A 25,282-nucleotide genomic window follows, 5' to 3' on the forward strand; every position below is an offset into this window, starting at 1 on the left:
GTGCCGGCTCCTGATGCGAAAGAGGCCGCCAATCGAAGGCGGCCTCTCGCGTTCTGAGCCGCAGCTGTCCCTTACTTCAGGTCCAGGGCCCGGCAGTAATAGGAGCTCTCGACGCTGGTCCAGCCCCGCTCCATCCTGTTGCTTTGGCACTCGAAGAAGGACTTGAAGCCAAGAACGTTTCTGCAGTTCTGGACTGCGGCACCGGACAGGGAGCATCCGGCCCATGGAGCGTTGCCTGGACCGTTGCTTGTTTGGGCTGCGACTTTAATGGGGGCGGCGCTCGACGGCACGATCGACAGGGAGACAAGAGCAAGAGCGGACATGGCCAACGTCTTCATGGCTTTCCCCTTTTCTTGTTGCTTGGGACGGCAGATTCAGATCCCCGGGCAATACTGCCAGAGCGCGCGTTGAGCGTCGCATTCAATCCCGGAATGTCTGGTGATCGGAGGAGGGCGCGCTTCCACGCGCGAGCGTGGATCGCTATTCCACGCTGCCGGCGCCGCGGCGCAGATCGGCTTCGATCTGCAGCCGCGTGCCGCCGCCGAAGCGGGCACGGTAGACTTGCAGGTTCTCCATGATCCGCTGCACGTAGTTGCGCGTCTCGGAGAACGGAATCAGCTCGACCCAGTCGACCGCGTCGACCTTGGGGTCGCGCGGATCGCCGTAGCGCTCGACCCACTTCTTCACGCTGCCGCGGCCGGCATTGTAGGCGGCAAAGGTCATGATGTAGGAGCCGCGATAATCCTCGAGCAGTCCGCCGAGCTCGGCCGAGCCGAGCGTGGCGTTGTAGACCGAATCGTTCTTCAGCCGCCCCAGATCGTAAGTCGCGCCGTGGCGCTTGCAGACATAGCGCGCGGCATCGGGCGTCACCTGCATCAGGCCGTAGGCCTGCGCCGGCGAGACCACGGACGGATTGAATGCGCTCTCCTGCCGCGCGATCGCATAGACGATGCTGCGCTCGACGTCGGGACCGATCGGGGTGAACTGCGGGATGCCGTTGACGGGGTAGGCATAGAAGTCGAACGGAAGGCCGCGATTGAGCGCGGCCTTGCCGAGCAGCAGCATGCCGCGCGCATCGTTGTAGCGCTGGGTCAGCTCGCCGAGGCCGGCGAGCGCTTCGGGATCGCCGTTCTCGCCCATGTCGGCCAGCAGCGGGATCGCCATCTCGCGCTCGTCGAGCTCGTAGAGCAGTTGCGCGGCGCGCACGATCTCCAGCCGTTCGGCGCCGCGGCCGCGCGGCTGGCTGTTGAGCTCGATCTGCGGCAGGCCGAGCTTGGCCCGGGCGAGCTGGCCGTAATAGCTGGTCGATTGTTCGGCCGCGCGGGCATAGGCGTTGCGGGCCTCCTGCTGGCGCCCCGCCGCTTCCGCGGCGCGGCCCTGCCAATAGCCGGCCCGCGCCAGCGCGGTCGGATTGACGCTGCCGACGCCGATGCGGGCGAAATGCTGGGTGGCGGCCGCGGGGTCGTTGAGAAAGCGCAGCGCGATCCACCCGGCCGTGAATTCCTGCTCGGTCTTGTAGATGTCGCGCGAGGGCAGTGCGGCGTCGCGCGCGATCAGATAGGCGCTGCGGAATTCCTCGGTGTCGATCATCTTGCGCGCCAAAAGACGCCGCTCGATCCACCATTCGTCGAGATTGTGGAGCCGGTTCGGATCCTTCGGCGCCGACAACATGAGCTGGGCAGCCTCGGCGAACTTCTCCTCGCGGCGCAGCAGCTGGATCTTGCTGAATGTGAAGCCGGGATCGTTGTGCAGCTCGCGGGGCACGGCGTCGAGCAGCGCGCGCGCATTCGGCGCCTTCTTGACGGCGGCGATGCGGGCCTTGGCGAGTGCGACATAACCGGCGCCCAGGCGCTTTGCGGCGCGCAGCGCGGCCTCGTTCTCGCTGCCGTAGAGCAGGGTGTCCATCCGCGCCTTCTGGTCGCCCGGCGTCAGCAGGGCGCCGAACTGATCGAGCGCGTTGTTCTCGGTGTCCTCGGACATCGGATCGCTGCGCCAGGCCTCGCGCACCAGCCGTTCGGCATTGGCGCGGTCGCCGCGGGCCAGCATCGTCTTGGCGAGCGTGAAGCGGCCCTTGGCGGACACAGGAGATTCGTTCTCGAACCACGACCACGCGACGGAGTCGTCGCGCCTGTCGTCCCACATCGCGGCCTCGAGGCGCCGGCGCAGGAAGGTCTGCGACGGCCAGCTCGGATTGGCGGAAAGGAAGGCGCGGTAGCGCTCCACGGTCGCGCCATTGTCCTCGCTGCGCAGGATGATCCATTCCGCGAGTTTTCGCGCGACCGGATCCGAGATGCCCGCTGCGACGTTGCTGGCGTCACCCGCCTTGCGCTTGCGCACGAGCTCGATGACGTTCTCCAGGGCGTCCTTGTCACCCTGAGGCGTCGAGGACGTCGCAGCGACCGCGGCCGGGATGACCGGCTTGCGCGGCGCGGCATGCTGGCGGGTCGCCGGAGCCAGCACGGGCGCTGCGGCCGGCCTGGCGGCGGGGGCGGAAGGTCTGACGGTGGCCGTCGCGGCCGGCGCAGGTGCGGTTTTCGGCGGCGAACCGCTGGCGGCCGGAGGCGATTTCGGCGCAGGTGCCGCTGCGGCAGGCTTTGCGGCAGGCGTTGCTGCAGGCTTGGGCTTGTCCTTCGCGGGCTCTTTTCCGGCGCTCTTGCCGCCGTCCTTGCCCATCTCCTTGGCCGGTTTCTTCGCGGCGTCCTTGGCCGGAGCGCCAGCGGCGCCCTTGCTTGCTCCCTGGCTTGCTCCTTTGGCCGCGTCTTTCGAAGTTTCCTTGCCGGTTCCCTTGGACGAGCCCTTCGCGGTGTCCTTGGCGGCAGGCTTCGCGGCGCCCTTGCCGGCCTCCGCAGGTGTCTCATTGGACTTGGCCAGGGCGGTGCAGCCGACCGACAGCCCCGCCATCAGGCACATGATCAGACGGGTGGATCGCCAAACGGCACGAGGGAATGAGGTCACGGCGTTTCGTCGCCCCGAATCAGTCAAGTGGCTCAAGATCTAGCTGTATTTGATTGAATATGCGGACAAAATACCAACAGCCGCTTACTTCGGGCCGGTTTGCACCACCACCGCGGCAAAATCGCGGCCTAAACAGTGCGTCACACGGAAGCGGGCCTTTTACCGGCGGGATAGACCCGATATGAAAGGGGCTTGCTCGAGAGATAGCCGCGTACGGAGGAAGTCCATGGCAGCCAAGACGAAATTCCGGGGGTCGTTCACCGCCTTGGTCACGCCGTTCAAGAACGGCTCGCTGGACGAGGCAGCATTCCGATCCCTGGTCAACTGGCAGATTTCGGAGGGCACCAACGGCCTGGTCCCGGTCGGCACCACCGGCGAGAGCCCGACGCTCAGCCATGACGAGCACAAGAAGGTCGTCGAATGGTGCATCGCTGAAGCCAAGGGCCGCGTGCCTGTGATCGCCGGTGCAGGCTCCAACTCGACCAAGGAGGCGATCGAGCTCGCCCAGCACGCCGAGAAGGCGGGCGCGGATGCCGTGCTGGTGGTGACGCCTTACTACAACAAGCCGACCCAGGAAGGCATGTACCAGCACTTCAAGGCGATCAACGACGCAATCGGCATTCCGATCATCATCTACAACATCCCGCCGCGCTCGGTGATCGACATGTCGGTCGACACCATGAAGCGGCTGTGGGAGCTGAAGAACATCGCCGGGGTCAAGGACGCCACCGCCAGCATGGTGCGCGTGTCGCAGCAGCGTGCGGCGATGGGCGAGGATTTCAACCAGCTCTCTGGCGAGGACGCGACCATCATCGGCTACATGGCGCATGGCGGCCACGGCTGCATCTCGGTGACCTCGAACGTCGCGCCGCGCCTGTGCTCGGAGTTCCAGGCCGCCTGGGCGAAGGGTGACCATGCCACCGCGCTGAAGATTCACGACAAGCTGATGCCGCTGCACAACAATCTCTTCATCGAGAGCAACCCGGCGCCGATCAAGTACGCGATGTCGCTGCTCGGCAAGCTCGACGAGACGTTACGGCTGCCGATGGTGCCGGTTTCCGAGCCGACCCGCGTTGCCGTGCGCAGTGCGATGGTTCATGCTGGGTTGATCAACTGATGGGTTGACCAATCGGGGAGGCCGTTCATGAGCGTCGACGAGAAGGGCAGGCGGATGCTCACGGAGTTCCGCGAATTCGCCATGAAGGGCAACGTCGTCGATCTCGCGGTCGGCGTCATCATCGGTGCGGCCTTCGGCGCCATCGTCACCTCGCTGGTCGGTGACATCATCATGCCGATCATCGGTGCAGCGACGGGCGGCCTCGACTTCTCGAACTACTTCGCCCCCTTGTCGAAGGCGGTGACCGCCACCAACTTAGCGGATGCGAAAAAGCAAGGCGCCGTACTTGCTTACGGTAACTTCCTGACGCTGACGATCAACTTCATCATCGTCGCCTTCGTGCTGTTCCTGGTGATCCGCGCCATCAACACGCTGAAGCGGAAGGAAGAGGCCAAGCCCGCGGAGCCGCCGAAGCCGTCGGCGGAGGTCGTGCTGCTGACCGAGATCCGCGATCTCCTCAAGAAGTGACGCGCGCGCTTCATCCAAACTGTTAGCATCGCTGCGCATCGCGCTCAGGTTTCGTCGCCATGGCTGAAAAGAACGAACGTCCGATCAAGGTCATGGCGGAAAATCGCAAGGCCCGCTTCAACTATGCGATCGAGGATACGATCGAGGCGGGGATTGCGCTGACCGGCACCGAGGTCAAGTCGATCCGCAACGGCAAGAGCACGATCGCGGAGTCCTATGCCGATTCCAAGGACGGCGAGATCTGGCTGATCAACGCCACCATTCCCGAATATCTGCAAGGCAACCGCTTCAACCACGAGCCTAAGCGGCCGCGAAAGCTGCTGCTGCATCGCCGGCAGATCAACAAACTGATGGGCGCCGTCGACCGCGAGGGCATGACGCTGATCCCGCTCAAGCTCTATTTCAACGAGCGTGGTCGCGCCAAATTGCAGCTGGCGGTTGCAAAGGGCAAGAAGCTCCACGACAAGCGCGAGACCGAGAAGAAGCGCGACTGGAGCCGTGAGAAGGGCCGCCTGATGCGGGCGAGGGGATAGCGAGATGAACCAACGGAACCTGCTCGAGGTCGATTGGAGCCAGATTCCCGCACCCGAAGACGACGGCGCCGCCGCGCATCTGACCGGCATGACGTTGCCGCCGATCGGCCTGCTCGCGACCGACGACACCTCGGTGACGCTGTCGGCGCTGCGCGGCCGGACCGTGGTGTTCGCTTATCCCCGCACGGGCGAGCCCGGCAAGATTTCGTTGGTCGACGATTGGGACATGATCCCGGGTGCGCGCGGTTGCACGCCGCAGACTTGCGCATTTCGCGATCTGTTCGCCGAGCTGAAGGGCGCCGGCGCCTCCTCCGTGTTCGGCCTCTCGACCCAGAGCAACGAATACCAGACCGAGATGGCGTCACGGCTGCATCTGCCGTTCCCCGTGCTGTCGGACGAGAAGCTGGCGCTGACGAGCGCCCTCAATCTGCCGACGATGGAGGTCGCGGACCTGACGCTGATCAAGCGCCTTGCGCTGATCGTCGACGACGCCCGCATCACGCACGTGTTCTATCCGGTGTTTCCGCCCGACCGGAACGCCGGCGATGTGCTGGACTGGCTGAAAGCCAATCCGGCCCAAGCCTGAACCAGGGCGCTAATCGAGATCAGCCTTCACCTTCGCGAACACCGAGCGGAACATGTCCGGCGTCAGCACGCCGGTGTTCGTGTTGTAGCGCGAGCAGTGATAGCTGTCGTAGAGCCTGAACGCGCCGGCCTGATGCACGGCGCCGTGGCCGAAGGGGGCCTGGGAGGCCTTGAGCTTCAGCGGCTTGAGCACGCTGTCGTGCGCAATTCGCCCGAGCGCGATGATCGCGCGCAGCTTCGGCATCGTCTCGAGATTCGCGACCAGAAACTGCCGGCAGGTGTTGATCTCCACCGGCAGCGGCTTGTTCTGCGGCGGAACGCAATGCACGGCATTGGCGATCCGGCAGTCGACCAGCTTCAGGCCGTCATCGGGACGCGCCTGATAGGTGCCCTTGGCAAAGCCATATTCGAGCAGCGTGGCGTAGAGCAGGTCACCGGCGTAATCGCCGGTGAACGGCCGTCCCGTGCGGTTGGCGCCCTGCATCCCCGGCGCGAGGCCGACGATCAACAGGCGGGCCTTGACGTCGCCGAAGGGCGCAACCGGTGCATTGTGCCACGACGGCTCACGCGCCCGGTTCGCCTCACGAAAGGCGACCAGGCGCGGACAGAGCGGACAATCGCGGTCGGGAACGACGGTGGGAGGCTGGCGGCTTGACCGGGCCGCCTCACTCCTCGAAGTCGTCATCGCCCCTCGGCGCCATCGTGGTTGCGCGCTGGAGGAATTGCGGGGCGTGGTGGCGGGCCTCGCGATCGCCGCGGTCGCGCGGTGCGGGGCGTTCGGACGGATCGCGGCCGAGCTTGGATTGCAGCTCGACGAGATCGGTGAAGACGTCGGCCTGGCGGCGCAGCTCGTCGGCGATCATCGGCGGCTGGCTGGCGATGGTGGAGATCACCGTGACCCGCACGCCGCGGCGCTGCACGGCCTCGACCAGCGAGCGGAAGTCGCCGTCACCGGAGAACAGCACCATCTGGTCGATGTGCTCGGCAAGCTCCATGGCGTCCACGGCGAGCTCGATGTCCATGTTGCCCTTGACCTTGCGGCGGCCGGAGGCGTCGATGAACTCCTTGGTCGCCTTGGTCACGACGGTGTAGCCGTTGTAATCCAGCCAGTCGATCAGCGGGCGGATCGAGGAGTATTCCTGATCCTCGATGATGGCGGTGTAGTAGAACGCCCGAAGCAGCGTGCCGCGGCTCTGAAACTCCTTCAGCAGGCGCTTGTAGTCGATGTCGAAGCCCAGAGTTTTCGCCGTCGCGTAGAGATTGGCTCCGTCGATGAAGAGCGCGATCTTGTCGGTAGAGGAAGGTGACATTCAGTTTGCTCGCGTAGTGTTCGTGATTGATCGTTTATTGTTGGCGCGGCGGCAGGAGGCCGCGCAATTCTAGAGTGCCGCTAAAACCCGTCGAAACCGCAAATCCGGAGAAGTCGGGGCAAACAAGGTATAGTTATGGCGGACTTTCATACACCCGGCGCCGCCATCGATGGCAGCCCGGTAAACCACCCATCCCAGCCCCAATGTGGGGGTAGCAGAGCCGTTTGGCGAGGCCAAATCACAAATTGGCCTTGCGAAACCGCCCCAGCCCCTATAACTAGCCCCAATCATCCACATATTTCGTCCCACCCACAACGGAGCGACAGTCCATGGCTCGCGTCACCGTAGAAGATTGTATCGACAAGGTCGACAACCGGTTTGACCTGGTCCTGCTGGCCGCCCACCGTGCCCGCATGATTTCGTCCGGTTCACAACTAACGGTTGACCGCGATAACGACAAGAACCCTGTTGTGTCTTTGCGCGAAATTGCCGACACGACCATTTCGCCCGAGGACCTGCGCGAGGAGCTGGTGCACTCGCTCCAGAAGTTCGTCGAGGTCGACGAGCCCGAGCCGGATACGGTGCCGCTGATCGGTTCCGCGGGCGCGAGCGTCGATGCGGACGATACCGAAGTCGCCGTCGAGCGCATGACCGAGGAGGAGCTCCTGAAGGGTCTCGAAGGCCTCGCGCCGCCCGAGGAGCAGCCCGAGGAAGACGAGTAAATCGTCCGTCGCGATCGTCGATGTCTTGTGGTTTTATCAAAGGCCCGAACCGTTGTTCGGGCCTTTGCTTTTGTTGACGTTTTCGTGGTTACCATAGCGTTGTCGTTGGCGATGCGTCCTGTCACTGAATTGATCGGACACAAGCGCGATCGGAGCTAAGATGTATACAGCGGGCCGGCTCGGGCTCGTTTGAAGGCAGGACGGGATGGTATATCGGCGCCGCAGATCCACGCAGATGCAGGCCGCAACCGAATCGGTTGCCGTGGCCCCGACTGCGCCGGTCGCGCGCCCGGCCAAGCCCCGTGCGCGGATGATGCGTCAATATGACCTCGTCGAACGCGTCAGGTCCTACAATCCCAACACCAACGAAGACCTGCTGAACCGCGCCTATGTCTACGCCATGAAGGCGCACGGCTCGCAGACCCGCGCCTCGGGCGACCCGTATTTCTCGCACCCGCTCGAAGTGGCAGCGATTCTCACCGACCTCAAGCTCGACGACGCCACCATCGTGGCCGCGCTGCTCCACGACACCATCGAGGACACCGAAGCGACGCGGGCCGAGATCGACCAGATCTTCGGGCCGGAGATCGGTGCGCTGGTCGAGGGCCTGACCAAGCTGAAGCGACTCGAGCTGGTGTCACGCGAGGCCAAGCAGGCCGAGAATCTGCGCAAATTGTTGCTGGCCATTGCCGACGATGTCCGCGTGCTCCTGGTCAAGCTCGCCGACCGCCTGCACAACATGCGCACGCTGGATTTCGTGCCGACGGAATCGCGCCGGCGCATTGCCGAGGAGACGCTCGACATCTATGCGCCGCTGGCGGGCCGCATGGGCATGCAGGAAATGCGCGAGGAGCTGGAGGATCTGTCCTTCCGCACCCTCGATCCCGAAGCCTATTCGGTGGTGATGCAGCGCCTCGACGCGCTCGCCGAACGCAACCGCAATCTGATCGGCGAGATCGAGGATCAGCTCTCCAACAACCTGCGCCACCGGGGCCTGGGCGCGCGGGTCTATGGCCGCCGCAAGAAGCCGTTCTCGATCTGGACCAAGATGGAGCGCAAGTCGGTCGGCTTCGAGCAATTGTCCGACATCTTCGGCTTCCGTCTCGTCGTCAACGACATCGAGGCCTGCTATCGCGCGCTCGGCATCGTCCACACCACCTGGCCGGTCGTGCCGGGTCGCTTCAAGGACTACATCTCGACGCCGAAGCAGAACGACTACCGCTCGATCCACACCACGGTGATCGGCCCCGGCAACCAGCGCGTCGAGCTGCAGATCCGCACCGAGGCGATGGACCAGATCGCCGAGCGCGGCATCGCCGCGCACGTCTTCTACAAGGAAGGCGTCGGCTCGCCGACCGAATTCCTCAAGCGCGAATCCAACGCGTTCGCCTGGCTGCGCCACACCATCGGCATCCTCTCGGAGAGTGCCAACCCCGAGGAATTCCTCGAGCACACCAAGCTCGAGCTGTTCCACGACCAGGTGTTCTGCTTCACCCCGAAGGGCAAGCTGATCGCGCTGCCGCGCCATGCCAACGTGATCGACTTCGCCTATGCCGTGCATACCGACGTCGGCAACAGCGCGGTGGGCTGCAAGATCAACGGCCAGTTCGCGCCGCTGTCCTCGGAGCTGCAGAACGGCGACGAGGTCGAGGTGCTGACCTCGGAAGCGCAATCGGCGCCGCCCTCGGCCTGGGAAACGCTCGCGGTCACCGGCAAGGCGCGCGCCGCGATCCGCCGCGCCACGCGCACCGCGGTGCGCGATCAATATGCCGGCCTCGGCCGGCGCATCGTCGAGCGCCTGTTCGAGCGCGCCAAGATCGAATACGCCGACGACAAGCTCAAGGGCGCGCTGCCGCGGCTGGCGCGAACCTCGATCGAGGACGTGATGGCGGCTGTGGGCCGCGGCGAGATCAAGGCCTCTCACGTCGCGCGGGCGATGTACCCCGACTACAAGGAGGAGCGCATCGCGCGCTATGGCGTCAAGAAAGGGCTTGCCGCCAAGCTCAAGGAGAAGTCGTCGGAGCCGCCGCGCAGCCCGGTTGCGATCCCGATCCGCGGCATCAATTCGGACCTGCCGATCAAGTTCGCGCCGAACGGCGGCGCCGTGCCGGGCGATCGCATCGTCGGTATCGTGACGCCGGGTGAGGGCATCACGATCTACCCGATCCAGGCGCCGGCGCTGAAGGACTTCGAGGAGGAGCCGGAGCGCTGGCTCGACGTCCGCTGGGACATCGAGGACTCCGCGCCGCAGCGTTTCCCGGCCCGCATCAGGGTCGAGAACGTCAACGAGCCCGGGGCGCTCGCGCAGATCGCGACCGTGATCGCCGAGCACGACGGTAACATCGACAACATCAGCATGCAGCGCCGCTCGCCCGATTTCACGGAGACGACGATCGACCTCGAAGTCTACGATCTGAAGCATCTGAGCGCGATCCTGGCCCAGCTGCGCGCGAAGGCGGTCGTCGCCAAAGTCGAACGTGTTAATGGGTAGACGCATCCTGCATGCGTCTATCCCTCCGATTTCGTGAGTCCTGAAATGCCCGCAACTCCGCTCCGCCTCGGCGTCAATATCGATCACGTCGCAACCGTGCGTAACGCGCGCGGTGGCCGCCATCCCGATCCGGTGCGCGCGGCGCTGCTCGCGATCGAAGCCGGCGCCGATGGCATCACCGCCCATTTGCGCGAGGACCGCCGCCACATTCGCGACGAGGACATGGCGCGGCTGAAGGCCGAGATCTCCAAGCCGCTCAATTTCGAGATGGCGGCAACCGACGACATGATGCGCATCTCGCTCGCCACCAGGCCGCACGCGGTGTGCCTGGTGCCGGAGCGCCGGCAGGAAGTGACCACCGAAGGCGGGCTGGATGTGGTCGGCCAGCACAATGCGCTCGCGCCCTATATCGCGCGGCTGAACGATGCCGGCATTCGGGTCTCCCTGTTCATCGCCGCCGATCCCGCCCAGATCGAGATGGCGGCGCGGCTGCGCGCGCCCGTGATTGAAATTCACACCGGCGCCTGGTGCGATGCCGTCGTCGACGGCCACACCGAAAAGGCCGCGGCCGAATGGCAACGGATCGTGGCGGGCGTGAAGCTGGCGAAGGCGGCCGGGCTCGAGGTTCATGCCGGCCACGGGCTCGACTATGCGACGGCGGAGACGATCGCCGCGCTGCCTGACATCATGGAGCTCAACATCGGCTACTACATGATCGGCGAAGCGCTGTTCGTGGGTCTTGCCGAGACGGTGCGCTGCATGCGCGCAGCGATGGACCGCGGCCGGAGCCGGGCATGATCATCGGCGTCGGCTCCGACCTGATCGACATCACCCGCGTCGGCAAGGTGATCGAGCGCCATGGCGAGCGCTTCCTCGACCGCATCTTCACCGCGGCGGAGCGGGCCAAGGCGGAGCGGCGGGCCAAGAACGAGAAGATGGTGGTGGCGACCTACGCCAAGCGCTTTGCCGCCAAGGAGGCCTGCTCCAAGGCGCTCGGCACCGGGATCCGGCGTGGCGTCTGGTGGCGCGACATGGGGGTGGTCAACCTGCCGGGCGGGCGGCCGACCATGCAGCTGACCGGCGGGGCGCTGGCCCGGCTCCAGGCCCTGACCCCGGAGGGGTTCGAGGCGCGGATCGACCTGTCGATCACCGATGACTGGCCGCTGGCGCAGGCCTTCGTCATCATTTCCGCCGTCCCGCTGCCGAAACCCTGAGGGGCGGCGGTTTTATGATTTGTGTTATAAATCAATATCTTATTCAGTTTTGATGCGATCCTTGATTGCGTGACCTCCGACAACCGTCTAAAAGTCCGCGGACACAAAATCAGCTTGGGTAAATTCGGCTTTACGCCGGAATTGGCCCTCACTATCAGAATCAGGACAATCTCCTTGCGCCGCGAACCGGTGGGCCGTTCGCGGGAGGAGGGCGCTCTGTGATCGCCGGCCGGAATTGAGAGAGCAATGAGCGTGACTTCAGGAACGAAAACTGAGAGCGGCGTCGGTGAAACGATCCGGGTCGTGATCCACGCTCTCCTGATCGCGCTGGTGATCCGCACCTTCCTGTTCCAGCCCTTCAACATCCCGTCCGGCTCGATGAAGGCGACGCTGCTGGTCGGCGACTATCTGTTCGTGTCGAAATATTCCTACGGCTACAGCCACTATTCGATCCCGTTCTCGCCGCCGCTGTTCTCCGGGCGGATCTGGGGCTCGGACCCGAACCGCGGCGACATCGTCGTGTTTCGCCTGCCGAAGGACGATTCCACCGATTACATCAAGCGCGTGATCGGCCTTCCCGGCGATCGCATCCAGATGCGCGACGGGCTGCTCTACATCAACGACACGCCGGTCGAGCGGCAGCGGATGAGCGAATATGTCGGCGAGGAGCCCTGCGGCTCGGAAGGTGGCGGCATCTCCCGCGTGAAGCGCTGGAAGGAAACGCTGCCGAACGGGGTGTCCTATGAGACGCTCGATTGCGCCGACAACGGCTACGTGGACAACACCAACGTCTACACGGTGCCATCAGGCCATTTCTTCATGATGGGCGACAACCGCGACAATTCCACCGACAGCCGCTTCCTCGGCCAGGTCGGCTATGTGCCGCAGGAGAATCTGATCGGCCGCGCCCAGATGATCTTCTTCTCCATCGCCGAAGGCGAGCATGCCTGGATGTTCTGGCGCTGGCCGTGGGCGGTGCGCTGGAATCGCTTCTTCAAAATCGTCCGATGAAAGACGAAGCCAAGGACATCGCGACCGAACCGATCGAGGCACAAGCGGGCCTCGACGGCGAAGCTGCGACCAAGAGCCTTGCGACCAAGACTCCTGAAATCAAGACGCCCGACGGCAAGGCGCCCGCGAAGAAGAAGCGGACGCGGAGCAGCAAGGCCAAGGGCACCGATGCCAACGCGGCGCTCGAGGCGCGCATCGGCCACAGCTTCGCTGACCCGAATATGCTGATGCAGGCGATCACGCATGTCTCGGCGCTGAAGTCCGGGCGCAAGCGCGGCGACAGCTATCAGCGCCTGGAATTCCTCGGCGACCACGTGCTCGGGCTCGTCGTCTCCGACATGCTCTATCACGCCTTCCCGAACGCCGATGAGGGCGAGCTGTCCAAGCGTCTTGCCGAGCTCGTGCGCAAGGAAAGCTGCGCCGACGTCGCCAAGTCGCTCGGACTGCTCGACGACATCAAGCTGGGCTCGGTCGGCTCCAGCGCCGACGCGCGCCTGCGCAAGTCCATCCTCGGCGACATCTGCGAGGCCGTGATCGGCGCCGTCTTCCTCGACGGCGGCTACGCGGCGGCGGCCGAGTTCGTCAAGCGCAACTGGACCGAGCGCATGCACAAGCCGCGCCGTCCCTTGCGCGATCCCAAGACCGTGCTGCAGGAATGGGCGCAGGGCAAAGGGCTGCCGACGCCGGTTTACCGCGAGGTCGAGCGCACCGGCCCGCACCACGATCCGCAATTCCGCGTCGCGGTGGACCTGCCGGGGCTCGCGCCGGCTGAAGGTATCGGCGGCAGCAAGCGCGCGGCAGAGAAGGTGGCAGCTTCAGTGATGATCGAACGCGAAGGTGTTGGCGGCGGCAATGACGGCTGAAGCAAGCGGCGAGACGCCCACTGCGACACGCTGCGGTTTCGTTGCGCTGATTGGCGCGCCGAATGTCGGCAAGTCCACGCTGGTCAATGCGCTGGTCGGGGCCAAGGTCACGATCGTCTCGCGCAAGGTGCAGACCACGCGCGCGCTGATCCGCGGCATCGTGATCGAGAACAACGCGCAGATCATCCTGGTCGACACGCCCGGCATCTTCCTGCCCAAGCGCCGGCTCGACCGCGCCATGGTCTCGACCGCCTGGAGCGGGGCGCATGACGCCGACCTCGTCTGCGTGCTGCTCGACGCCAAGGCCGGGATCGACGAGGAGGCCGAAGCGATCCTCACCAAGGTCGCCAGCGTGAAGCACGAGAAGATTCTGGTGATCAACAAGGTCGATCTGGTCCAGCGCGAGAAGCTCTTGGCGTTGGCGCAGGCCGCCAACGAGCGCATGGCCTTCGCAAAGACCTTCATGATCGCGGCGATCTCGGGCGACGGCGTCGACGACATCCGCAAGACGTTGTCCGAGATGGTGCCGCCGGGTCCGTTCCTCTACCCTGAGGACCAGATGTCGGACGCGCCGATGCGGCAGCTGGCGGCCGAGATCACGCGCGAGAAAATCTATCAGAAGCTGCACCAGGAATTGCCCTACCAGTCCACGGTCGAGACCGACAAGTGGGAGGAGCGCAAGGACAAGTCGGTGCGGATCGAGCAGACGATCTTCGTCGAGCGCGAGAGCCAGCGCAAGATCGTGCTCGGCAAGGGCGGCGCCACCATCAAGTCGATCGGCGCGGACTCGCGCAAGGAGCTGATGCAGATCCTGGACGTGCCGGTGCATCTGTTCCTGTTCGTCAAGGTGCGCGAGAACTGGGGCGATGATCCCGATCGCTACCGCGAGATGGGCCTGGACTTTCCGAGAGAATAACCAAGAAAAGATCGGTATCCGATGAGCGTGCCCACCAACGTCCGGCGCTTCGAAGCGCTGCTCTATGCATCGTTGATGCTGGACGCCCTGTCGGTTGCGGTGCAGGACCGCACGCCCAATGCCGAGGTGACCGAGCAGATGATCATGACGGGGACCTTGCTCGCCGGCGGCATGATCCTGCTCCTGGTCTACTTCGTCTGGCTCGCTGCGCATTGGCGCAAGAACTGGCCGCGCTGGGTGCTGGCGGCGGCCCTCGTGCTGTCGGTGATCTCGCTCGGCCAGATCATCGGGGAGAAGGGCATGGAGCTCGACAGCGCGATCGAGATCGTCTCCTGCGCGCTGACGACGATGGGCCTGTATTTCTCCTTTAGCGGCGATGCGCAGGGCTGGTTCAACGCGTGAGGTTTTGCGCGGTGCCGTAGGATGGGCAAAGGCGCGCCCTTGCGCGCCGTGCCCACCACAATCAATTGGCATCGGGTGGATCAAATTGGTGGGCACGCTTCGCTTTGCCCACCCTACGACAGCTCGAAATGCGGTAAGATTCCTCCCATGGAATGGACCGACGAAGGCATCGTGCTGGGCGTGCGGCGGCATGGCGAATCCAGCGCCATCGTCGAGCTCCTGACCCGCGGGCACGGTCGGCATCTCGGCCTCGTCCGCGGCGGCGCCGGCTCGCGGATGCGGCCCTTGCTGCAGCCGGGCAATAGCGTCAGCGCGGTGTGGCGGGCGCGGCTCGACGAGCATCTCGGCACCTACGCCATCGAGGGATTGAAGCTGCGCGCGGCGACGCTTCTGGGATCTTCCCACGGCGTCTACGGCGTCACCCATCTCGCCTCGATTGCGCGCCTCTTGCCGGAGCGCGATCCACATGAGGAGATCTTTGCGCTGCTCGAGCATTCGCTCGACGATTTCGACGACATCGGCGGCGCCGCCGTGCACGTGATCCATTTCGAGCTGGCGATGCTCGCCGAGCTCGGCTTCGGGCTGGCCCTGGAAAACTGTGCGGTCACCGGCGAGACCACGGACCTGATCTATGTCTCGCCGAAGTCCGGCGGCGCGGTGTCGCGCGGCGCCGGCGAGCCGTGGCGTGACCGCCTGTTGCGCCTGCCGCCGTTCCTGCGCCGGGGCGAAGCCGCAACCGACCTTACCGAGCAGGATCTCCAGGACGGCTTTCGACTGACCGGCCTGTTCCTGCTGCGCCATGTGCTGGAGCCGCGTGGACTGGGCCATTCCGACGCACGTGCCGGCTTCATCAACGCCTTGATACGGCAGCAGGCGAAGGTGGCGATTCCTGCGCCATGAGCCGAGCGGGACTCTGCCCCCCCCTTTGAACATGGAGTTCCCCCGGAACGGAATCGGGCCGGTCGCGTTGGCCTCCCCAGGTTCCATAACGGGGACAGCCTAAATGTTGATCAGGGGATTTGCGCTGTCGGCAGCGCTGTTCACATTTGCGCCGGACGCGATGGCGGGCGAGCCGCAGCCGGGCGTGTTTCGGCGCGCCTCCTGCACGGTCGTCCGGTACTATGTGGCCAAATATTCCGCTGCAGCCGCAGAGACATGGGCGCGGTCCCACGGCGCGACCGAGGCCGAGATCGAGGCGGCCCGCCGTTGTGTGGCCAATACGCCGGCGCCTGCCCAGACCAAGACCCCGACTGTGACAGCCGGCTGGGCCGGGCAGTAGCCGCCCACAGGGAACCAATCCATCCTTGCCCGATTCGCTTCCACGGTTTAACCGGGCGGCATGGGAAAACGATTGATTCCGCCGCAAGAGCCGGCCGAAATCCACGAAGTGCCGCTGCGTGAAGCGCTCGAGGAGCGCTATCTCGCCTATGCGCTCTCCACCATCATGCACCGCGCGCTGCCCGACGCGCGCGACGGCCTGAAGCCGGTTCACCGGCGCATCCTCTACGGCATGCGCCTGCTCAGGCTCGACCCCGGCACGGCCTTCAAGAAATCCGCCAAGATCGTCGGCGACGTGATGGGCTCGTTCCATCCGCACGGCGACCAGGCCATCTACGACGCCATGGTCCGCCTCGCGCAGGACTTCTCCTCGCGCTATCCGCTGGTCGACGGCCAGGGCAATTTCGGCAACATCGACGGCGATAACCCGGCCGCCTACCGCTACACCGAAGCGCGCATGACCGACGTCGCGCGGCTTCTGCTCGAAGGCATCGACGAGGACGGCGTCGAGTTCCGCGCCAATTACGACGGCCAGTCGAAGGAGCCGGTCGTGCTGCCCGGCGGCTTCCCGAACCTGCTCGCCAACGGTGCGCAGGGCATCGCGGTCGGCATGGCGACCTCGATCCCGCCGCACAATGCGGCCGAGCTTTGCGAAGCCGCGCTGCATCTGATCGAGAAGCCCGACGCCAAGTCCAAGGCGCTGATGAGGTGGGTCAAGGGTCCCGATTTCCCGACCGGCGGCATCTGCGTCGATTCCAAGCAGGCCATCGCCGAAGCCTACACGACCGGCCGCGGCTCGTTCCGCGTTCGCGCGCGGTGGGAGCAGGAGGAGGGCGCGCGAGGCGCCTGGGTCGTCGTCGTCACCGAGATTCCCTTCCTGGTGCAGAAGTCGCGGCTGATCGAGAAGGTCGCCGAGCTGCTCGACCAGAAGAAGCTGCCGCTGGTCGGCGACATCAGGGACGAATCGGCCGAAGACGTCCGCATCGTGATCGAGCCGAAATCGAAGAACGTCGATCCGGCGCTGATGATGGAATCGCTGTTCCGTCTCACCGAGCTCGAAAACAAGATCCCGCTGAACCTCAACGTGCTGATCAAGGGCCGCGTGCCCAAGGTGGTGGGGCTGGCGGAGTGCTTGCGCGAATGGCTCGACCATCTGCGCGACGTCCTGATCCGCCGCAGCAACTACCGCAAGGCCCAGATCGAGCATCGGCTGGAAGTCCTCGGCGGCCTCCTGATCGCCTATCTGAACATCGACGAGGTGATCAGGATCATCCGCACTCAGGATGAGCCGAAGCCGGCGTTGATGAAAGCGTTCAAGCTCACCGAGGTGCAGGCCGAAGCCATCCTCAACATGCGCCTGCGTAGCTTGCGCAAGCTCGAGGAAATGGAGATCCGCACCGAGGACAAGAACCTCCGCGCCGAGCTCAAGGGCATCAACGCGGTGCTGGCTTCGGAAGCCGAGCAGTGGAAGAAGGTTGGCGAGCAGGTCGGAAAGGTCCGCGACATGTTCGGGCCGAAGACGCCGCTCGGCAAGCGCCGCACCACCTTCGCCGACGCGCCCGAGCACGATCTTGCCGCGATCGAGGAGGCCTTCGTCGAACGCGAGCCGGTGACGGTCGTCGTCTCCGACAAGGGCTGGATCCGCACCATGAAGGGCCATGTCGAGGATCTCTCGGGGCTGGCCTTCAAGCAGGACGACAAGCTCGGCTTCGCCTTCTTCGCCGAAACCACTTCGAAGCTGCTGCTGTTCGCCACCAACGGCAAGTTCTACTCGCTCGATGTCGCCAAGCTTCCCGGCGGCCGTGGCCACGGCGAGCCGATCCGCCTGTTCATCGACCTCGAGCAGGAGGCGGCGCCCGTCGCGCTGTTCGTCAACAAGGGCGGTCGCAAATTCCTGGTCGCCAGCCACGAGGGCCAGGGTTTTGTGGTCAACGAGGACGATTGCGTCGGCACCACCAAGAAGGGCAAGCAGGTCCTCAACGTCGACATGCCGAACGAGGCGCGCACGGTTACCGAAGTACTGGGCGATACCGTCGCGGTCATCGGCGAGAACCGCAAGATGCTGGTCTTCCCGCTCGACCAGGTGCCGGAGATGGCCCGCGGCCGCGGCGTCCGCCTGCAGAAGTACAAGGATGGCGGTCTCTCGGACGTTGCCGTGTTCGAGGCCAAGGCAGGCCTGACCTGGAAGGATTCTGCCGGCCGCGAGTTTTCGGCGACCATGAAGGAGCTGGCGGAGTGGAAAGGCACCCGCGCCGATGCCGGCCGCCTGCCGCCGAAGGGTTTCCCGAAGTCGAACAAGTTCGGCCGGGTGATCGGGTAGGGCGGTCCCGTGTCCCGGACGCGCTGCAACGCTCTTGGCGTTGCTGCGCAGAGCCGGGACCCATGCTGCACGGATTGCTCGGAGACATGGGCCCCGGCTCTGCAGCGCACCGCACCGGACGATGCTTCGCATCGCCGGGGGCGCTGCGCTGCGTCCGGGGCACGAGAAGGTGTGCAGCGAGCACCTGTCTCCCCTTCGTCATTGCGAGCGAAGCGACTTGTCCGCCGAAGCCTTTGGCGAAGGCGGCGGAAGCAATCCAGAATCTCTCCGCGGCAGTCTGGATTGCTTCGTCGCTTCGCTCCTCGCAATGACGCGCGGCGAAAGCGCCACTGTCCAAATGCCATCCTGCTGATATCATCAGCCATCCCGGTATTCTCCGTTGAGACCTAACGCGATGTACGATGTCATTGTTGTCGGCGGCGGTTCCGCCGGCGCGGCGGTTGCGGCCCGGCTGTCAGAGGATCCTGCGCGGCGCGTCCTGCTGCTGGAGGCGGGGCGCGACTGGCGCGCCGATGAGGCGCCCTGGGAAGTGCGGACGCCGAACCCGATCCCGATCATCCACAAGCGCGAGTACCAGGAGAAATGGCAATGGCCCGATCTCTTGTCCCGCCGGGTGGCGGGGCAGGAGCCGCGCTTCTACTGGCGCGGCAAGGGGCTCGGCGGCTCATCGACGATGAACGGCCAGATCGCCATCCGCGGCGTTGCCGACGCGTTCGACGAATGGGCCGCCAATGGCTGCACCGGCTGGTCGGCGAAGGAAGTGATGCCGCTCTTCTCGGTGATCGAGGACGATCTCGAGTTTGGCGACGCTGCAGGCCATGGCCGCGGCGGACCGCTGCCGGTCTATCGCGCTCCATCAGAGACATGGGGCCCGATTGACCGCGGCTTGCGCGATGCGGCGCTCGCGAGCGGCTATCCCTGGTGTGCCGACCTCAACGGTCCCGATGGCGAGGGCGTTGCCTGCTATCCCATCAACAGCCGTGACAGCCGCCGCATCAGCACGAATGAGGGTTATCTGGAGCCCGCGCGCAGCCGTGCCAATCTGGAGATTCGCGGCCATGTGCTGGTCGACCGCGTCCTGATCAGTGACGGCCGCGCCACCGGCGTCCGTGTTCATGTCGAGGGGCAGGGCACCCACGAGATCAGCGCCCGCCAGATCGTGCTGTGCGCCGGCGCCATCCACAGTCCGGCGATCCTGCTGCGCTCGGGCATTGGCCCCGCCGACGAGTTGAAGGCGATGGGAATTGCGGTCGCGCGCGATTTGCCGGTCGGCCGCCACTTCTTCGACCATCCGCTGTTTCGCGCCACGATCCAGCTCCGCGAAAATCTGCGGCCGACCGATCCCGACACCCGTCACACCAATTGCTGCGTGACCTATTCCTCGGGCCTCGCCGATGGCGGCAAGCGCGACATGGTCCTGATCGCCTTCAATCACCGCGGCATCGGGGTATCAGGGGCGATCGGCGCGGGCCTCTTCAACGCGTACTCCCGTGGCACGCTCAAATTGGCCTCGACCGATCCCGCGATCGATCCAATCGTCGAGGAGAACATGCTGGCCGATCCCCGCGACATGCTGCGCATGATGGACGCGGTGAAGCGGCTCGCGGTGATCACGTCCCAGCCGGCGCTGTCAGGCATCGCCGACTGGATCCGGCTCGCCGACACCGACCTGACGCTGCCGCAGGCAGCCAGCCTGCCGGATCATGAGCTCGACGCCGTGCTGCGCCGTGAGACCGGCGACATCCAGCACGCCGCCGGCAGCTGCCGCATGAGCGGCGTCAATGACGCCGACGGCGTGGTCAATCCTGATGGTGGGGTGAAGGGCATCTCCGGCTTGCGTGTCGCCGACGCCTCGATCATGCCGTCCGACTGCCGCGCCAACACGCATTTCACCACGGTGGTGATCGGCGAAGCGATCGCGCGGATGATGATGCGGTAGCGGAGTTGAGGGAGGCGCAGGGCGTCACAACACCGGTGTCATGCCCCGGCTTGACCGGGGCATCCGGTACGCCGCGGCTTCTTTTATCCGTCACGATTGCCTCTGGGATACTGGGTCGCCCGGTCAAGCCGGGCGACGACACCGCGGGTGAGGTCAGGCCACCGTCACGTCAATGGACATTTCCAACAGCAGACGTACGTTCGCCTTCTCGCGGCGCGTCCCGCCCGAGTTTTGTCTCTCGCGGCGCCCTCGAAGAGACGAGGGCGCAGGGAAGGCCGGGCGCCGGCGGCACCCGAGATCCGTGCGCGACAGAAATGCACACGGGGTGGACCACAGGTGATGCCGGTCGCCCGGCCTTCCCTGCGCGAATGGTTTTAACGGTGTCCTTCGTGCTCTCCTCGGGGAGCGATGCACTATTGCCCCCGTCGCCTTGCGGATGATCGATGCGCGCGCCGGTCGGCCGCCACATCACCGCAAGACTTGACGCACAGACCCCGGGCGTCAGGACCACACGACTTCTCCGTCCGCGCACGTCCTCGCTGGGAATCCGAGGGGTGGCGTGTGCTCGCCCCCGAAGCCATGCGAAGACGCTGTCAGCGCCGTGTCGTTTGCGCGAGAGCCATTGCTCACGGTGTCCCGCCCTGCAACGCCCATCGCGCCCGACGCCGTCGCGTCCATCGCTGCCCAGCCCGCGGTTCGTGACGATCGCGATCCGCCCCTCGTCTCGGGCCAGGGTGTTTCGTGTGTACGACAAATCCGAATTTCGGTAAAGTGGAATATTTTGCGAAGCGGGGCTTGACAGGCGACGTAGTGGAATTGGTCGGCTGTTTTGCCCGACGGGCGCGCTGCGACGAGCTTTTTTTTTGAGGACGGGTATTCGCCGAATGGCAGCTTCCAAGGATAAAGCGGAACTCGTTCCGCTTGTCGCCATTGACGGCTTGTGACCCATTGCGGACTCGGAGTCGGCGAGTCGCGAGCGACTAAGCCGGCTCGGGCTTGTTACTTAACCTTGCCGTTTAAGAATGAAATGAATTGCCTGATGATCGCCTCGCCATGCTCAAAGAAGCAGCGTTCAACCGTTGCTGCAACACGCATCTCAACATCCCGGGTCAATTGTATGTTGAGTCGTGTCATCGGAGGCTGGCGATAGAAAGTTATCTGCTCGCCCCAAAAGTCTTTCAGGTCGCTGGCTTCAAATTGGTACAGGTCCAGTATAGGTCGCCCTGATGGCGGCTGGAGTCGGGAAATGCCACGAAACTCTGTGCCCGTCGGTTTATAGTCTTGGAAGAGCCGCTGCCGCAGGATTGGCTCGATGGTCTGGGTGGTTAAGATTACCTGTCCAATTTCCAAGCACGTTGGGATATTAAACGGGGGCTTAAGAAAGACAGACGTATTCCGCGCTATGGTCAACGTCGAGTTTGTATTTCTATCAGGTTTCCCGTGGCCGCTGACCCACGCGATTTCGCCTCGTTCAAACGCGATGCTCGTTGCCCCAAACCGGAGCTCTAACAACCTCGATTGCGCCGCTTGCGTTGGAGACTCAATCGATGCGGCAAGCACCGAAGTGCTCGACGCTACCCCACAATAGATGGCTACAGAAAGCGAAACCAGAAGCCGCTGCAATGGTGGGCTGGCCATAGTGAGCTTCAGAAGAAACAACATCCATTGGTTGTGCCTTAGCGCATACTAACCTTCGGTAAATTTCATCCGCACTTCTGCTTTTGGCCCTTAGCGTCGAACCTCAACCCTCGCCTTGGCGTCGGCTTTTTGGGGTAGACCGGACGTGGTCGCGGTCATAACCGATCGACAGGAATGACCCGGAGCAGACCTCATCTGTTCAGCTTCTCAAAATTGGATTAAAGTGCCACTACAACCATTCGGTGCGCAGTTCTGTAGATGAAATCGGCCAAGCGAAGCCTAGCTGTTGTCGCTGTGATGATGAGCGCAATCATTGTCGGTCCGCCGCGTTCCTCGGCAATGGAGAATAGCGCGCCCATTGCGTATTTTTCCGAAGGCGCGCCAGACAATCTCGTAGAGGCGATGAACAATTTGCCTCCTGACGCTAGGGATGTCGTCGTTGCGAAAGTTCGCTTGCAGCAACCCGTAATATGGATGGGTGGTCGTCACTGCGAAGGTTGCACCAACGATATTTTTTTCGCCCGTCTGAAAATCACTGAGGCTCTCAGGGGCCAAGCCGGAGTGGGCCAAGTGCTTGATGTCTTCTTAGGCAAGCGCAGTGAACACCGAGAGCACATCGCTGTCCCTGGCTCGCCACGTCAATGGTGCCGTGAGTACACGGTGGTAATCTACACCACAGATGATGGCTTTCGGCGGCTAGCTTCGTTCCAGATCAGCAAGACTCTATACGACGAAGTTTCTACGGAAGGGCTCGCATATCAGGGCGAGCGACCGAAGCGCGGATTTTGCAACTAGCTCGTGAGCTCGCTTGTGGCCCAGAGCCGGCTTTGCCGCTGGCGGTCTCGGCAGCTATGATGTCAACCGATGAAGATAACATCTGACACAGCAACGAGGGTCTGTCGTCGATGAGGTTAATGTGGGTGGTTCTACTGCTTGCCTTGATGCAGTCCGTAGGTGCGCAGCAGCAAAGCTCGACGATCACTTTGGCTTGCAACGGAACAAGGAAGTTGATGACTACATCCGAAGCAGAGTTGAAATTGGAGCCCGTCACCAATCTCCGCATCGTTGTAAGCGCGGGCAGCCAAACAGTGTCGTTCCTTGATAACGTCGTACCGATCACGAGGACTACCCCTTTACTTGTCGGGTTCAGCAGCCAGTACGCGAATGGGAGGCCGACCATCGCCGGCCGGATTGATCGGCTTACCAAGAGTGTCGAAATCGATTGGATGTACGAGAACGTCGGCGATAACATCCATTGGGAGCTTACGTGTCGTCCCGTTGTCCCCTTTTCTGAAGCCCCCAATCTTGATCGCCCAGGGCCTACAGCTGACGTTAGCTTGTCGGGATGATGACCCAACGTGGGCGATAAACGCCCGGTGGATGCCATTCGCCAAGGCCCATACCGGAAGTCACAAGGGACGCGCGTACGTCATTTCCGAGCCATCCATCCCTGCCTGCGTTCGACATCATTCGGCCGATCGTATGCCTCGCGGGTCAGTTTTTCGGTTTGAGGTCACGTAGTCGATCTCGCCATACCCAATACCGATATCCATCAGCTCCCGATCACTCAGTTTGCAAAGATCGCGCCGGAGTCGCTCCCATTTCCGCCACTCCTGAAAGGCGATCCAACAATTCTTCAAAGCGCTAACATTGCGTCGCTGCGGTTCGGTCGTTCGGACCAAGTCGGTTGTTTGATAAATCGTGCTCATTGAAACAACCTCGAGTGCCTGTCTGCCCAGACAAGCTGCCGGCCGACATGGGTCATGGCGAACCGATGATGATCGTCCGGTCTGCGGAGGCGGTGTGTGGTCAGGCCAACGAGCAGCCTGCGCAGCGCACTTTCGTCTCCGGATAGCAGCTCAGATAGTTCTGCGACCGATTTTGCCTCGTCGGCGATAACCTTGGCCCGATTGAGCTTTGACGCCGCATAGATCACTGAAGTGATTCGGTGTGACCGTGCGAGGTCGAACACGGATGCCGGCCGGCTCATGTGATTGCCTCCTGTTGATGCGTAGCTACTCGATCTCTCTATGTTTTCCGCATAATCACCCATCTGTCCGACTACTGGCAGCGCTCCTGCATGTAACGGTCCCGCAAGTAGCCGCTCAAAATGAGCGTTGCGCGTGGTCAGAGGTCGCCGCAGCGAAGAACGCGATGCCGCTCGCCCTCAACACATCACGATCATCGCCTAACTCGCTCTTAGCCGGGTGTGAGCCAGTTGGTGGTCCTCAGGTCATGCTTCCGGGCAGGAAGCAGCGGACGCGCGGATGGCCGTCGATGTAGTGCTTCCAAACCATAGTCGGTCCGGCGCGGTTGGGCTCCCTTACAACTGCCCCGTCAGGAACCACGACCCATTCGCCTTCGATGCGGACGCGATAATGCCCGCGATCAGATTCCCAGTCCGGGTCAAGGACTATGTATCCGTCGGCATTCGTACAGCAGTGCCCAAACTCGCTCTGCAGGCTTTCGAACCAAGGCTTCAGCAGCGAATTGGCGTAGCGCCCGTCATCTCGAGCGAACACCGGTGTCGCCAGCGCAGTCAGGCCTAGCATCAACGCTGCATGTATTCTCGCGAACATTCCGCCCTCTCTACGCTGTTGCAAGCCGCCTCCGGGGAATCGAAAGTGCGAAAAATTCGGCGTTAACGGGCTATCGACCGAATGCTGCAGGCAGGGCCGGGCCGAATGTACCGGGCCGCACGAATACAAAACGCGACCTCGCCGGCACCTCCAAATCGTCTTGGCCGTTCTGACCGATCAGGATAAGGCCTGCTCCACCATTGGCCACTGTTAAGATGACCGGTTCACCAGCCGATGTCCTGATCGGGTCCATGGCGATAATCAGAAATTCGCCGATTGGCTGGTCCAGATACTGAAGCCTTAGCTGCGGCGCGACTTCGGCGGGAGCAAGTCGAAGACCCAGCAGTTGCGCGTGCGCATAGATGTTCCCCAGCGTTGCCATTTCGCCCTCGAAGCCAAGCTCGGCGGCCGATATGGCAACAAGCTGCACTTCGGTTTTTTCGCCACTGAGGGTAAAGGCCGGCCGCGCGATAATCTCATCGGCCAAGCTTCCAACGCTGCAGCCAAGTGCACCCATCGTGCTGCGAAGAGCGGCCAAATCCGTGAAGGTCCCTATCGCAATCTTCTTCCAAAGTTGAATATCAGCGGCGGAGCTAACTGAAATCGGGGAGGCGGCAGCCGGCGCAGCTGCCTTAAGCGCCAGGTGATTGCGCAGGACATCCCGCGCGGTGCATTGGGCCTTGGCCTCGTCTACCGCTACGAGAATAAGCGTACTGCAGAGAAGTAGGACCGCGCGTTTTGCAGATGGCGCTGCCGATCCTATTCCGTCTTCGTCGTAAGTGGCGCTCATCGGGGCCTCCGGGCTTCCTCTCACCCGGCTAGAGTGCCGAATCCCGGTCCGATGCGCTTTACAAGCGGCTTACATTTTCCTTATCGGCGGCTTATCCTTTCGCATTCCGAGTGGCGGAAGGGCATCTTTGTCGGGCTTAAGCCCCAGGACA

25 protein-coding genes are annotated in these 25,282 nt (G+C 63.6%); 17 read left to right on the forward strand and 8 right to left on the reverse strand.

Annotated features, from left to right (window positions below):
* Positions 1–480: 480 nt before the first annotated feature.
* The gene (locus AABA86_RS18510) at positions 481–2,901 is read right to left on the reverse strand and encodes a lytic transglycosylase domain-containing protein (RefSeq protein ID WP_338308183.1); all 2,421 of its coding nucleotides are present in this window, start codon (positions 2,899–2,901) and stop codon (positions 481–483) included.
* Positions 2,902–3,181: 280 nt separating this feature from the next.
* Between AABA86_RS18510 and dapA the strand changes: the two genes are divergently transcribed.
* The 4 genes from dapA to AABA86_RS18530 are packed head-to-tail and all read left to right on the forward strand — an operon-like array spanning position 3,182 to position 5,659.
* On the forward strand, positions 3,182–4,072 hold the full coding sequence (dapA, locus tag AABA86_RS18515) for a 4-hydroxy-tetrahydrodipicolinate synthase (protein ID WP_018320002.1): 891 nt from the start codon (positions 3,182–3,184) through the stop codon (positions 4,070–4,072).
* Positions 4,073–4,126: 54 nt separating this feature from the next.
* The gene (gene mscL / locus AABA86_RS18520; protein WP_445083472.1) at positions 4,127–4,540 is read left to right on the forward strand and encodes a large conductance mechanosensitive channel protein MscL; all 414 of its coding nucleotides are present in this window, start codon (positions 4,127–4,129) and stop codon (positions 4,538–4,540) included.
* Positions 4,541–4,599: 59 nt separating this feature from the next.
* Positions 4,600–5,073, forward strand: a complete 474-nt coding sequence (gene smpB, locus AABA86_RS18525) for an SsrA-binding protein SmpB (protein ID WP_018320004.1) — start codon at positions 4,600–4,602, stop codon at positions 5,071–5,073.
* Between the two features lie 4 nt (positions 5,074–5,077).
* Positions 5,078–5,659: a peroxiredoxin gene (locus AABA86_RS18530; protein ID WP_212244984.1), complete on the forward strand. Its 582-nt coding sequence runs from the start codon at positions 5,078–5,080 to the stop codon at positions 5,657–5,659.
* A 9-nt stretch (positions 5,660–5,668) separates the two neighbouring features.
* Here the strand turns inward: AABA86_RS18530 and AABA86_RS18535 are convergent, their stop codons facing one another.
* Positions 5,669–6,343 carry a uracil-DNA glycosylase gene (locus tag AABA86_RS18535; protein WP_212244982.1) on the reverse strand — a complete coding sequence of 225 codons (675 nt, stop codon included), beginning with the start codon at positions 6,341–6,343 and terminating at the stop codon, positions 5,669–5,671.
* Positions 6,324–6,968 carry a LabA-like NYN domain-containing protein gene (locus AABA86_RS18540; RefSeq protein WP_018320007.1) on the reverse strand — a complete coding sequence of 215 codons (645 nt, stop codon included), beginning with the start codon at positions 6,966–6,968 and terminating at the stop codon, positions 6,324–6,326. Before AABA86_RS18540 ends, AABA86_RS18535 begins: the two co-directional genes overlap by 20 nt.
* 329 nt (positions 6,969–7,297) lie before the next feature.
* On the opposite strand from AABA86_RS18540, the gene rpoZ reads away from it, so the two are divergent.
* The 12 genes from rpoZ to AABA86_RS18600 all read left to right on the forward strand — a co-directional run bounded on the left by rpoZ (position 7,298) and on the right by AABA86_RS18600 (position 20,124).
* On the forward strand, positions 7,298–7,690 hold the full coding sequence (rpoZ, locus tag AABA86_RS18545; protein WP_008133017.1) for a DNA-directed RNA polymerase subunit omega: 393 nt from the start codon (positions 7,298–7,300) through the stop codon (positions 7,688–7,690).
* Between the two features lie 205 nt (positions 7,691–7,895).
* Positions 7,896–10,181, forward strand: coding sequence for a RelA/SpoT family protein (locus tag AABA86_RS18550; RefSeq protein ID WP_212244980.1), 2,286 nt, complete (start codon positions 7,896–7,898; stop codon positions 10,179–10,181).
* A 45-nt stretch (positions 10,182–10,226) separates the two neighbouring features.
* Positions 10,227–10,979 carry a pyridoxine 5'-phosphate synthase gene (locus tag AABA86_RS18555; protein ID WP_338307825.1) on the forward strand — a complete coding sequence of 251 codons (753 nt, stop codon included), beginning with the start codon at positions 10,227–10,229 and terminating at the stop codon, positions 10,977–10,979.
* The gene (gene acpS, locus AABA86_RS18560) at positions 10,976–11,395 is read left to right on the forward strand and encodes a holo-ACP synthase (protein ID WP_338307826.1); all 420 of its coding nucleotides are present in this window, start codon (positions 10,976–10,978) and stop codon (positions 11,393–11,395) included. The genes AABA86_RS18555 and acpS overlap by 4 nt, the downstream gene beginning before the upstream one ends.
* A gap of 246 nt (positions 11,396–11,641) precedes the next feature.
* Positions 11,642–12,406, forward strand: coding sequence for a signal peptidase I (gene lepB / locus AABA86_RS18565; RefSeq protein WP_028144380.1), 765 nt, complete (start codon positions 11,642–11,644; stop codon positions 12,404–12,406).
* Entirely contained in the window at positions 12,403–13,269 is an 867-nt protein-coding gene (gene rnc / locus AABA86_RS18570; RefSeq protein WP_338307827.1) for a ribonuclease III, read from the forward strand. The genes lepB and rnc overlap by 4 nt, the downstream gene beginning before the upstream one ends.
* Complete coding sequence (era, locus tag AABA86_RS18575; RefSeq protein ID WP_212244967.1) at positions 13,259–14,185, forward strand: GTPase Era; 927 nt, start codon at positions 13,259–13,261, stop codon at positions 14,183–14,185. The genes rnc and era overlap by 11 nt, the downstream gene beginning before the upstream one ends.
* 21 nt (positions 14,186–14,206) lie before the next feature.
* Complete coding sequence (locus AABA86_RS18580) at positions 14,207–14,587, forward strand: hypothetical protein (RefSeq protein ID WP_338307828.1); 381 nt, start codon at positions 14,207–14,209, stop codon at positions 14,585–14,587.
* 147 nt (positions 14,588–14,734) lie between these two features.
* On the forward strand, positions 14,735–15,487 hold the full coding sequence (gene recO / locus AABA86_RS18585; protein WP_212244963.1) for a DNA repair protein RecO: 753 nt from the start codon (positions 14,735–14,737) through the stop codon (positions 15,485–15,487).
* A gap of 103 nt (positions 15,488–15,590) precedes the next feature.
* Positions 15,591–15,866 carry a hypothetical protein gene (locus AABA86_RS18590; protein ID WP_212244961.1) on the forward strand — a complete coding sequence of 92 codons (276 nt, stop codon included), beginning with the start codon at positions 15,591–15,593 and terminating at the stop codon, positions 15,864–15,866.
* Between the two features lie 60 nt (positions 15,867–15,926).
* Positions 15,927–18,185 carry a DNA topoisomerase IV subunit A gene (parC, locus tag AABA86_RS18595; RefSeq protein ID WP_212244960.1) on the forward strand — a complete coding sequence of 753 codons (2,259 nt, stop codon included), beginning with the start codon at positions 15,927–15,929 and terminating at the stop codon, positions 18,183–18,185.
* A gap of 394 nt (positions 18,186–18,579) precedes the next feature.
* Positions 18,580–20,124, forward strand: a complete 1,545-nt coding sequence (locus AABA86_RS18600; RefSeq protein ID WP_338307829.1) for a GMC family oxidoreductase — start codon at positions 18,580–18,582, stop codon at positions 20,122–20,124.
* Positions 20,125–21,123: 999 nt separating this feature from the next.
* Here AABA86_RS18600 and AABA86_RS18605 read toward each other — a convergent pair.
* Complete coding sequence (locus tag AABA86_RS18605; protein WP_338307830.1) at positions 21,124–21,786, reverse strand: hypothetical protein; 663 nt, start codon at positions 21,784–21,786, stop codon at positions 21,124–21,126.
* A gap of 234 nt (positions 21,787–22,020) precedes the next feature.
* Here AABA86_RS18605 and AABA86_RS18610 point away from each other — a divergent pair, with 234 nt between their 5' ends.
* On the forward strand, positions 22,021–22,557 hold the full coding sequence (locus AABA86_RS18610) for a hypothetical protein (RefSeq protein WP_338307831.1): 537 nt from the start codon (positions 22,021–22,023) through the stop codon (positions 22,555–22,557).
* A 671-nt stretch (positions 22,558–23,228) separates the two neighbouring features.
* Here AABA86_RS18610 and AABA86_RS34640 read toward each other — a convergent pair.
* From AABA86_RS34640 to AABA86_RS18625, 4 genes are all read right to left on the reverse strand, one after another.
* Complete coding sequence (locus AABA86_RS34640) at positions 23,229–23,471, reverse strand: DUF1127 domain-containing protein (RefSeq protein WP_445083470.1); 243 nt, start codon at positions 23,469–23,471, stop codon at positions 23,229–23,231.
* Positions 23,468–23,752, reverse strand: coding sequence for a methyltransferase family protein (locus tag AABA86_RS18615; RefSeq protein ID WP_338307832.1), 285 nt, complete (start codon positions 23,750–23,752; stop codon positions 23,468–23,470). Before AABA86_RS18615 ends, AABA86_RS34640 begins: the two co-directional genes overlap by 4 nt.
* A 238-nt stretch (positions 23,753–23,990) precedes the next feature.
* Entirely contained in the window at positions 23,991–24,341 is a 351-nt protein-coding gene (locus AABA86_RS18620; protein WP_338307834.1) for a hypothetical protein, read from the reverse strand.
* Positions 24,342–24,411: 70 nt separating this feature from the next.
* Positions 24,412–25,131 (reverse strand): hypothetical protein, encoded by a 720-nt coding sequence (locus AABA86_RS18625; protein WP_338307835.1) that lies wholly within the window; start codon positions 25,129–25,131, stop codon positions 24,412–24,414.
* Positions 25,132–25,282 lie beyond the last annotated feature (151 nt).

Origin of the sequence: Bradyrhizobium sp. TM233, from assembly GCF_036247965.1 — a bacterium.
Classification (GTDB): domain Bacteria; phylum Pseudomonadota; class Alphaproteobacteria; order Rhizobiales; family Xanthobacteraceae; genus Bradyrhizobium; species Bradyrhizobium ottawaense.